Consider the following 9,367-nt stretch of genomic DNA (forward strand, 5'->3'; position numbering starts at 1 on the left):
AAGCTAACTATCGAAATCCAGTGTGGGGTCGGTTACGGTGTCCGCATGCCGTCCGGGTCGTCCGCCACGCTGGTCCGCAGGGCCACGGCCCTGGCCTACGCCGTCGCTGCGGCGGGCACCATCGTCGGTGCCGCCACGCATCGACCCGTCGTGCAGGCGGTGTGCAAGCCGCTCCTCATGCCGATTCTCGCGGTGCGGTCCGGCGCCCACCGCTCGCCACTGCTGGCTGCGGGGCTCTCGGCGGCGACGCTCGGCGACGTCGCGATGATCGATCCGGACGACGATCGCCGGTTCACTGCGGGGGCGTCGTCATTCGCCGTCATGCAGGGGTGCTGGTCGGTGCTGTTGCATCGCAACGGTTCTCGCGTGCGGCCGCACCATGCTCTGCTTCGAGCGGCGGGATGGGCGGGCGGCGCCGTGCTGGCCACGAGACGCGCCCCGACCATTGCACCGATCTCCATGGCCTACGGCGTCGCCCTCGGTGCCATGTCCGTTCTCGGTGCGGACGGCGACGCCCGTGCCGTCGTCGGATCGACGCTGTTCACCGTCTCCGACGGCATGGTGCTCGTGCGGCGGACCACGGCCGACGCGCGCCTGCGCGAGGTCCTCGAGGTCGCGGTGCTCGCGAGCTACATCGGCGCTCAGTACGCGCTCGTCGACTCCCTCACGTGAACAGCGTCGGGGTTCCCGACTCGAGATCGAGCAGCAGGCGTTTGCGCTCGACGCCGCCGGCGAAACCCGTGAGGCTGCCGGACATTCCGATGACGCGGTGGCACGGCACGACGATCGACAACGGGTTCCGGGCGTTGGCCGACGCCACCGCTCGCACCGAGGTGGGCCGGCCGACGGCGACTGCCAGAGCGGAGTACGTCCACGTCTCGCCGTAGGGAATCGTGCGGAGCGCGGCCCACACCTCGTTCTGGAACTCGGTGCCCACCGGGGCCAGCTCGAGATCGAAGCGGCGCCGCCGGCCGCCGAAGTACTCCGCCAACTGATCGCGGATCTCGTCGAACCCGTCCGCCCTGGCGGTGCCGATCCGGCCGGGTGCCGGTGCCGGACGGTGACCGGGAAAGTAGACGCCCGACAGCGCCGTCCCGGTGCGCACGACGGTGAGAGGACCCACCGGGGTGTCGAGAACGGTGTGGTGCCGGGTCGAGTCGGTTGGCGTCACAACCGGATCCGCGTCCGGTCGTCGGGATCGACGACGACGGGAACGGTCGCGCCGACCTCGTACCGGACGGACCCCGTGCGTCGGACGGTGCCCGGGTAGGACCCCGACCCGGGCACGGTGATCGTGAGGTCGACCTCCGTCTCGGCTCCGACCTCCCGTACCTCGTCGACGACGGCCCACCCCTCGAGCCCGTGGTCGCGCATGCGGCGTTCGTCGGCGGTGGGGCGCCCGGCAGCCATCATCGCGAGTCCCAGTGCCGCGCCGAAGCCCGCGACCAGCGCAGCGATCTGATACGGAACGGTGCCGTCCGGGGCCTTGGGGAGCAGCACGAGCGCCCAGACCGCCAGCACGACGACGTAGATGGCGGTGACCACGGCCACCGCCCGACCCACTCTCTCGTGGTCCATCGACTCGGATCCCTCCCGTGAGCGCCTCCGAGGACGCCGGAAGCTACTCGGCGGTAAGTTTTCGGCTCACCGCTCTGTTGCAGCTCAGCCCGACCCTTTACTCTTCAGACATGTCTCAACCTACTGTCTTCATCACCGGCGCAGCAGCCGGCATCGGGCGGGCCACCGCACTCACGTTCGCCGCCGCCGGGTACCACGTCGGTGCCTACGACATCGACGAGACGGGACTGGCCTCCCTCGCGAAGGAGATCGCGGCGAAGGGCTCGACGTCGACGACGGGAATCCTCGACGTCACCGACACCGCGGAGTTCACCGAGCGACTGAAGGAGTTCGACGAGGCGGCGGGCGGGCGACTCGACGTGCTCATCAACAACGCGGGCATCCTCATCGCGGGCCAGTTCGCCGAGCAGGCCATCGAGACGCACCGCAAGCAGTTCGACATCAACGTCGGCGGCGTGCTCAACGGGCTGCTCGAAGCGTTCCCGTACCTGAAGAAGACGCGCGGCGCCCAGGTGGTGAACCTGTGCTCCGCCTCCGCCATCTACGGCCAGCCCGAGCTCGCCACGTACGGCGCGACCAAGTTCGCGGTGCGCGGGCTCACCGAGGCGCTCGACCTCGAGTGGCACAAGCACGACATCGCCGTGAAGGCCATGTGGCCGCTCTTCGTGCAGACCGCCATGACCAAGGGGATCCAGACCGGTACCACCGGTTCGCTGGGCATCAAGTTGACCGCGCAGGACGTCGCCGACGCGATCTTCAAGTCGACGCAGCCCGCCAAGCGGATCTACCACAAGGTGCACTTCCCGGTGGGGCTCCCGTCCAAGGCGCTGTCCATGGGCTCGCGGTTCTCCCCGGTCTGGCTGACCCGCGAGGTCAACCGCCGTCTGTCGCATTCCTGAGTTGACCGAGAACGACCGCAGCGACGAGGCGGGTGCCACCGAGTGGGGTGAGCACCCGCGCGGCGTACCCGCCTGGGACGTCGAGCGTGACGGGCCTCGGCCCACCGATCCCCGCTACGACCCGGAACTCCTCGACGAGGGGGATCGGCGCAACGTCGTCGACGCGTACCGGTACTGGACGCGCGAGGCCATCGTCGCGGACCTGGACACGCGCCGGCATCCGATGCACGTGGCCATCGAGAACTTCGCGCACGACGCCAACATCGGGACGGTCGTCCGTACGGCCAACGCGTTCGGCGCCGCCGCGGTGCACATCGTCGGGCGTCGACGGTGGAACCGTCGCGGTGCGATGGTCACCGACCGCTACCAACACATCGAGCACCACGCCGACGTCGGCGGACTGATGGCCTACGCCGCCGAGGCCGGTCTGACCGTCGTCGCCGTCGACAACGTGCCCGGGTCCGTCCCGCTCGAGACTGCCGTTCTCCCACGGAATGCGCTGCTGCTCTTCGGTCAGGAGGGCCCGGGCGTGACCGACGACGCGCGCGCCGCCGCGTCGATGACGGTGTCCATCGCGCAGTTCGGCTCCACCCGCAGTATCAATGCCGGTGTGGCAGCCGGGATCACGATGCACGCCTGGATCCGGCAGCACGCGGATCCCGACCTGGCCTGGTGACCGTGCCCGACGGCTCCCGAGCCGAGGGGTACTGGCAGGATCGAATCATGCACGACACGTGGTCCTCCAGGGCGGACGCCGCCGAGGAGGCCGTCTTCTCTCGCCACGTCCGCCGTCTGTGGGGACTGCCGGGGACGGCTCTGGGTGTCGTGGCGTGGCCGCCGGTCCGACGGGAGCGGTTGTTCTTCCGCTGGCACTACTGGTGGCAGGCGCACCTCATCGACTGTGTGGTCGACGCCGAGGAGCGGGCGCCGTCGGCGCGCCGCCGACGACGGCTGGCCCGGATCGCGCGCACCCACCGGCTGCGCAACCTCACCGGCTGGACCAACTCGTACTACGACGACATGGCGTGGCTGGGGCTGTCCCTCGAGCGAGCGCAACGTCTGCACCTCGTCGACAATCGCACCGCGATCGCGGCCCTGGAGTCGGAGCTGTTCGACGCCTGGGATCCGGCGCACGGGGGCGGTATCCGCTGGTCCAGGAAGAGCGACTTCTTCAACGTGCCGGCCAACGGCCCGGCGGCGGTGCTGCTCGCACGGACCGGCAAGCTGTGGCGCGCCCAGGCCATGGCCGACTGGATCGACGCGACTCTCGTCGATCCGACGACCCATCTCGTGCTCGACGGCATCCACGCAGACGGCCGCGTCGAGACGCCGATCTACTCCTACTGCCAGGGCGTCGTGCTCGGCGCCGAGACCGAACTCGCGATCAGCCTCGGTGACGACAAGCACAGCGAGCGCGTGCATCGACTCGTCGCCGCCGTGCAGCAGCACCTCACGAAGGACGGCGTGATCATCGGCGGCGGGGGAGGGGACGGCGGCCTGTTCAACGGGATCCTCGCCCGGTACCTCGCACTGGTGGCGACGTCGCTGCCCGGAGACGACGATGAGGACCACGAGGCGCGCTCGGTCGCCGCCGACATCGTGCTGGCGTCGGCGGAGGCCGCGTGGGACAACTGCTTGTCCATCGAGGGCCTGCCGCTGTTCGGCAGCGACTGGTCCGCCATCGCCAAGCTGCCCTCGTTCGGTGCGTCGATCGCCCGGTTCAGCGCCGGCACCGTCACGTCGTCGTCCGTGCCGGAGCGCGACTTCTCCGTCCAGCTCGGCGGCTGGATGTTGATGGAGGCGGCGCACAGCCTCGGCTGAACGTCAGCCGTCAGAGATCGTGCACTTCGGTGGTCTCCACCGGCTTCTTCATCTCCTTGCGGTACTGGTACAGACCGAAGATGGTGCCGACCACGATCGAGACGATCATCAGCGTGAGCACGGTGGGGAACAGCCACGACACCTTGTCGAGCACCGCTCCGAAGTAGAACCCGATCAGCAGCAGCACGGGTGCCCAGATGAGCGCACCCAGCGTGCTGGCGATGGTGTAGCGGCGGTGGTTCATCCCACCGGCACCGGCGACCATCGGGCACAGGGTCCGCACCCACGGGATCCAGCGCGCGACGAGCACCGCCCAGAAGCCGTGCTTCTCGAGAAGTCGGTTGACCTTCTCCAGATTCGCGGTGTTGACGTACTTGCCGTTCTTGCGCGCCACGAGGCGATGACCGGTGCGTTTACCGATCATGTACCCCACCTGATTACCGGCGATGGCGGCCAGGAACGCGCCCGCGGACAGCGCCCACACGTGCGAGGTGCCCGAGGCGTGGGCGGCCAGTCCGATACCGGCGGTGATCAGCAGCGAGTCGCCGGGAAGGAAGAGGCCCACGATGACGGCGCACTCGAGGAACACGAAGGACACCACGATGAGCCAGACCAGGGTGGGCCCGGCCGATTCGAGGAATCCCATCGCGCCGCCTTCGGCGAGCACGGTGCTACCGGCGAGAAGCATGAACGGGGGACCGATCTACGAGGACGAGTCGCGCGGAGCGGGCTCGGTGCGCTGGACGGGCTCGGACCACTGAGCTGGTTCCGACCGCTGAGCAGTGTCCGACCTCTGGGCCGGCTCGGACCACTTGGACGGCTCGACCTTGCCGTCGAGCTTGCCGTCGAACGCGTCGACGGCCTCACCGAGCGGGGTGCGGCGCGAGGAGACGATCCGCTTGCCGACCTCCCAGGCGATGGGCAGGACGGACACGGCGACGATGAGCAGGAAGATGATGTCGACGTTGTCGCGGATGACGGCGATCTGGCCCAGCAGGTAGCCGAGCAGCGTGACGCCCGAGCCCCAGACGATGCCGCCGACGACGTTGTAGGTGATGAACGTGCGGTAGCGCATGCCCGAGGCGCCGGCCACGACCGGCGCGAACGTACGCACGATGGGCACGAAGCGCGCCAGGAAGATGGTGATGGGACCGTGCTTCTCGAAGAACGCGTGCGACTCGTCGATGTAGCGCTTCTTGAGGAAGCGGGCGTCGTCCGTGAACAGGCCCGTGCCGGCCTTCTTGCCGATCAGATATCCCGCCTGATCACCCAGCACCGCGGCGATCGGAATGGTCACCAACAGCACCCACAGCGGCGCGAACGGCTCGATCTCCGCGCTCTTCGACGCGGCGATCAGACCGGCCGTGAACAGCAGCGAATCGCCCGGGAGCAGCGGGAACAGCAGGCCCGACTCGATGAACACCACCAGCAGCAGACCGACCAGGACCCAGGTGCCGAACGAGTTCAGCAGGTTGACGGGATCGAGGAACCCCGGCAGCAGGGCGAGGTCGGTCACGGAGGCGGCCACGGTAGTCACAAGCGCCCACAGTACCGGCGAGAGCAGCCGATACCCGCACGCCGAGTGGCGGGTAGTACAACTCACGAGCAACTCTCAGCAACTACCGGCGAGTAGATCGGGCAGGGCGCGACCGGCGTCACCTCGGTTGACATACTGCTAGTGACCGCACCTGATCAGGTGCCCCGTTCGCTCACCGTGGAGGTTTCTTCGTGCCGATCGCAACTCCCGAGGTGTACGCCGAGATGCTCGGCCGCGCCAAGGAACACAAGTTCGCTTTTCCCGCCATCAACTGCGTGGGATCCGAGTCCGTCAACGCGGCCATCAAAGGCTTCGCCGACGCGGGCAGCGACGGCATCATCCAGTTCTCCACCGGTGGCGCGGAGTTCGCGTCCGGCCTCGGTGTGAAGGACATGGTCACCGGCGCCGTCGCGCTCGCCGAGTTCGCCCACGTCGTCGCCGCGAAGTACGACGTCACCATCGCGCTGCACACCGACCACTGCCCCAAGGACAAGCTGGACACCTACGTGCGTCCGCTCCTCGCGGTGTCGCAGGAGCGCGTCGACGCCGGGAAGAACCCCCTCTTCCAGTCGCACATGTGGGACGGCTCCGCGGTGCCGATCGACGAGAACCTCGAGATCGCCAAGGATCTGCTGGCCCGGGCCGCCGCGGCGCGCATCATCCTGGAGATCGAGATCGGCGTGGTCGGCGGCGAGGAGGACGGCGTCGAGGCGGAGATCAACGACAAGCTGTACACCTCGAACGAGGACTTCCTGAAGACGGTCGAGGCGCTCGGTGCCGGCGATGCCGGATCGCGCTACCTGTTGGCCGCGACGTTCGGCAACGTCCACGGCGTCTACAAGCCGGGCAACGTCAAGCTCAAGCCGTCGGTGCTCGCGGACGGCCAGCGCGTCGCCACCGAGAAGCTCGGACTCGCTGCCGGCTCCAAGCCCTTCGACTTCGTCTTCCACGGCGGCTCGGGCTCGGCCAAGAGCGAGATCGAGGAGGCCCTCGAGTACGGCGTCGTGAAGATGAACGTCGACACCGACACCCAGTACGCGTTCAGTCGGCCCATCGCCGGCCACTTCTTCAGCAACTACGACGGCGTGCTGAAGGTCGACGGCGAGGTGGGCAACAAGAAGGCCTACGACCCGCGCAGCTACCTCAAGAAGGCCGAGGCCGGTATGACGGCGCGCGTCGTCGAGGCGTGCAACGACCTGAAGTCCGCCGGTCGGAGTGTGTCAGCGGGCTGACCCCCGTGCGCCTCTTGCGCATCCCCGGATGCGCAAGAGGCGCACGAGCGCTGTCAGGCGCAGACCTTCCAGGTCTCGCCGTCCAGCGCGAGGTCGAACGTGCGCGCCGAGGGCTCCGCGCCCTCGGTGCGCGCGGTGACCTGTGCGATCGCCGTCGTCTGATCCGGCGGTTCCGCTTCGGTGATCTGAATGGTGTCGACGCTCTGTACCACCGGCACCGTTCCGGATGCGACGGCGGCGTCGTGCGTCGCGGCGAAGTCGGCCTCGGAGATGCCGCCGTAGAAGGACGCCAGCGCGCCGCACGTGACGCCGCGTAGAGCGGTCAGGTCGCCGTCACGCAACGCCGCGGTGAAGGTGTCGATCGAGGTGCGGATCTTCTCGTCGTCGCTCGGACCCGTGACGCTCGTGCCGCCCCGCAGCAGTGCGAACGCCACGACACCCGCGATCGCCAGCAGGGCCACGAGGGCCGCCGCGATCCACGGTCCGCGCCGCCGGCCACCGGAGCGCGTCGACACCTTCTTCGGTGCGGCGCTGGGTTCGATGCGGCGCGGTGCGGCGGGGCGCGAGTTATCCGGGGACACGCGTGCACCTTATCCAGCGCCCGACGTCTCCCGCGCGCTCCGTGGGAGACTGTCGTCATGACTTCCTTCGGTGATCTCCTCGGTCCCCAGCCCACCCTGCTGCCCGGCGACGACGAGGCCGAGTCCGCTCTCCTGAACCACACGGCCCCCGAGGAGGTGGCCGCGGCGCACCCCACCGCGTCGATCGCGTGGGCCTACCTCGCCGAGGCCGCCCTGTCCGACGGCCGCACCATCACCGCGTACGCCTACGCACGCACCGGCTACCACCGCGGTCTCGACCAGCTGCGTCGCAACGGCTGGAAGGGCTTCGGACCCGTGCCGTACAGCCACGAGCCCAACCGAGGCTTCCTGCGCTGCGTGGCCGTCCTGGCCCGCGCCGCGCAGTCGATCGGGGAGACGGACGAGTACGCCCGCTGCCTCGACCTGCTCGAGGACTGCGATCCGCGCGCCGCGGACGAACTCGGCGTCGGCTAGCACCAGCTTCATGGGCCGATTCGGGAGCTACCCACGATTCACGGCCCCGCATCTCGGCCTGCGCACCCGCGGCTCCGCGCGGATCGACGCGTCGCTGCGCCGACTGAGTGTCTCCGGGTTGCCGATCATCCAGTGCGCGCTCGCCGCGGGCATCGCGTGGTTCGTGGCGACGGACGTCGTCGGGCACGTCACGCCCTTCTTCGCACCGATCGCGGCCGTCGTCTCGCTCGGTGTGTCCCTCGGGGCGCGGATGCGACGTTCGGCCGAACTCGTCGTCGGCGTCACGGTCGGCATCGGTGTCGGTGACGCGATCATCGCCCTCATCGGGACCGGCCCGTGGCAGATCGCCTTGGTCGTCGCGCTCGCTATGTCGACCGCGGTCTTCCTCGACAGCGGCGCCATCATCGCGATGCAGGCGGGATCGTCGGCCGTGCTGGTGGCGACGCTCATCCCGCCGGGCAACGCCGGCGGACTCAACCGCATGGTCGACGCGTTGATCGGCGGTCTGGTGGGACTCGCCGTCGTCGCCGTCGTGCCGACGCACCCCGTGCGCCGCGCACGCAAGGACGCGGCCACCGTCATCGCCACGTCGGGCCGGGTACTGCAACTCGTCGCGGACGGTCTCCTGGCCAACGACGCGGAACCGATCGCCAAGGCACTGAAGGCTGCGCGCGCCACACAACCGGCCATCGACGCGATGCGCACCGATCTCAAGGGCGGGCGCGAGATCAGCCGCATCTCCCCGCTGTACTGGAACAGCAAGCAGCGCCTGGCCGAGCTCGCCGCGACGGCGGATCCGCTGGACAACGCGGTGCGCAACATCCGGGTTCTCGCCAGGCGCTCCCTGTCCCTGGTGCGCGACGACGAGATTCTCGACCCCCGACTGGTCGACCTCGTCGAGAAGCTCGCGCAGGCCACCGAGGTGGTGCGGAAGATGATGCTCGCGGATCCCGGCGAGCAACCCGACCAAGCAGAGGCAGCGCGGGTTCTCCGGCACGTGGCAGTCGGTGCGAAGGCGGAGCTCATGCAGGACGCCGGCCTGTCCGCGGTGGTGGTGCTCGCGCAGATCCGATCCATCGTCGTCGACCTGCTCCAGGTGGCAGGGCTCTCGCGGATCTCCGCGCTGGCGACCCTGCCCCCGACCGTCGACCACCCCGCCGTGCCGCCGGAGCTCGACTACTAGGTTCCCGCTGCCGTTCCGTGTTCCCGCGGACGCTGCAACCCCTCCTCGAGTACGGAACCCCT

12 protein-coding genes are annotated in these 9,367 nt (G+C 69.1%); 7 read left to right on the forward strand and 5 right to left on the reverse strand.

The annotated features are described in order from the left end of the window. Positions 1–45: 45 nt before the first annotated feature. Complete coding sequence (locus tag ASG69_RS20090) at positions 46–672, forward strand: lysoplasmalogenase (protein WP_056443665.1); 627 nt, start codon at positions 46–48, stop codon at positions 670–672. Here ASG69_RS20090 and ASG69_RS20095 read toward each other — a convergent pair. Together ASG69_RS20095 and ASG69_RS20100 are read right to left on the reverse strand one after the other, a co-directional pair. After that, entirely contained in the window at positions 665–1,171 is a 507-nt protein-coding gene (locus ASG69_RS20095) for a methylated-DNA--[protein]-cysteine S-methyltransferase (protein ID WP_056443670.1), read from the reverse strand. The two genes, ASG69_RS20090 and ASG69_RS20095, sit on opposite strands and share 8 nt — an antisense overlap. Then, complete coding sequence (locus ASG69_RS20100; RefSeq protein WP_027506420.1) at positions 1,168–1,578, reverse strand: hypothetical protein; 411 nt, start codon at positions 1,576–1,578, stop codon at positions 1,168–1,170. The genes ASG69_RS20095 and ASG69_RS20100 overlap by 4 nt, the downstream gene beginning before the upstream one ends. A 110-nt stretch (positions 1,579–1,688) precedes the next feature. On the opposite strand from ASG69_RS20100, the gene ASG69_RS20105 reads away from it, so the two are divergent. From ASG69_RS20105 to ASG69_RS20115, 3 genes are read left to right on the forward strand one after another with little or no spacing between them, the layout of a single operon-like run. Then, on the forward strand, positions 1,689–2,477 hold the full coding sequence (locus tag ASG69_RS20105; protein ID WP_056443672.1) for an SDR family oxidoreductase: 789 nt from the start codon (positions 1,689–1,691) through the stop codon (positions 2,475–2,477). A 1-nt stretch (position 2,478) separates the two neighbouring features. Continuing rightward, positions 2,479–3,153 (forward strand): TrmH family RNA methyltransferase, encoded by a 675-nt coding sequence (locus ASG69_RS20110; RefSeq protein WP_056443675.1) that lies wholly within the window; start codon positions 2,479–2,481, stop codon positions 3,151–3,153. 47 nt (positions 3,154–3,200) lie between these two features. Then, complete coding sequence (locus ASG69_RS20115) at positions 3,201–4,298, forward strand: glycoside hydrolase family 76 protein (RefSeq protein ID WP_056444315.1); 1,098 nt, start codon at positions 3,201–3,203, stop codon at positions 4,296–4,298. A 10-nt stretch (positions 4,299–4,308) separates the two neighbouring features. Here ASG69_RS20115 and ASG69_RS20120 read toward each other — a convergent pair whose 3' ends face one another. After that, positions 4,309–4,986, reverse strand: a complete 678-nt coding sequence (locus ASG69_RS20120; protein ID WP_051613508.1) for a DedA family protein — start codon at positions 4,984–4,986, stop codon at positions 4,309–4,311. A 15-nt stretch (positions 4,987–5,001) separates the two neighbouring features. Then, positions 5,002–5,835 carry a DedA family protein gene (locus ASG69_RS20125; protein ID WP_231476412.1) on the reverse strand — a complete coding sequence of 278 codons (834 nt, stop codon included), beginning with the start codon at positions 5,833–5,835 and terminating at the stop codon, positions 5,002–5,004. Positions 5,836–6,026: 191 nt separating this feature from the next. On the opposite strand from ASG69_RS20125, the gene fbaA reads away from it, so the two are divergent. Next, positions 6,027–7,067, forward strand: coding sequence for a class II fructose-bisphosphate aldolase (gene fbaA / locus ASG69_RS20130; RefSeq protein ID WP_027506415.1), 1,041 nt, complete (start codon positions 6,027–6,029; stop codon positions 7,065–7,067). 53 nt (positions 7,068–7,120) lie between these two features. Here the strand turns inward: fbaA and ASG69_RS20135 are convergent, their stop codons facing one another. Further along, positions 7,121–7,648, reverse strand: a complete 528-nt coding sequence (locus tag ASG69_RS20135; protein ID WP_056695874.1) for an Rv0361 family membrane protein — start codon at positions 7,646–7,648, stop codon at positions 7,121–7,123. Between the two features lie 57 nt (positions 7,649–7,705). Between ASG69_RS20135 and ASG69_RS20140 the strand changes: the two genes are divergently transcribed. Both ASG69_RS20140 and ASG69_RS20145 read left to right on the forward strand, forming a co-directional pair. Continuing rightward, positions 7,706–8,122: a DUF3151 domain-containing protein gene (locus ASG69_RS20140; protein WP_027506413.1), complete on the forward strand. Its 417-nt coding sequence runs from the start codon at positions 7,706–7,708 to the stop codon at positions 8,120–8,122. Between the two features lie 10 nt (positions 8,123–8,132). Next, positions 8,133–9,305, forward strand: coding sequence for an FUSC family protein (locus tag ASG69_RS20145; protein ID WP_081821364.1), 1,173 nt, complete (start codon positions 8,133–8,135; stop codon positions 9,303–9,305). Positions 9,306–9,367: the final 62 nt, after the last annotated feature.

It is taken from the genome of Rhodococcus sp. Leaf225, assembly GCF_001426145.1.
Taxonomy (GTDB): domain Bacteria; phylum Actinomycetota; class Actinomycetes; order Mycobacteriales; family Mycobacteriaceae; genus Rhodococcoides.

Bases quoted from the DNA above. Each gene is read 5' to 3' on its own strand.
- ASG69_RS20145 (WP_081821364.1), top strand. From the start codon at position 8,133: ATGGGCCGATTCGGGAGCTACCCACGATTCACGGCCCCGCATCTCGGC.
- ASG69_RS20090 (WP_056443665.1), top strand. From the start codon at position 46: ATGCCGTCCGGGTCGTCCGCCACGCTGGTCCGCAGGGCCACGGCCCTG.
- ASG69_RS20100 (WP_027506420.1), bottom strand. From the start codon at position 1,578: ATGGACCACGAGAGAGTGGGTCGGGCGGTGGCCGTGGTCACCGCCATC.
- ASG69_RS20140 (WP_027506413.1), top strand. From the start codon at position 7,706: ATGACTTCCTTCGGTGATCTCCTCGGTCCCCAGCCCACCCTGCTGCCC.
- ASG69_RS20115 (WP_056444315.1), top strand. From the start codon at position 3,201: ATGCACGACACGTGGTCCTCCAGGGCGGACGCCGCCGAGGAGGCCGTC.
- ASG69_RS20105 (WP_056443672.1), top strand. From the start codon at position 1,689: ATGTCTCAACCTACTGTCTTCATCACCGGCGCAGCAGCCGGCATCGGG.
- ASG69_RS20120 (WP_051613508.1), bottom strand. From the start codon at position 4,986: ATGCTTCTCGCCGGTAGCACCGTGCTCGCCGAAGGCGGCGCGATGGGA.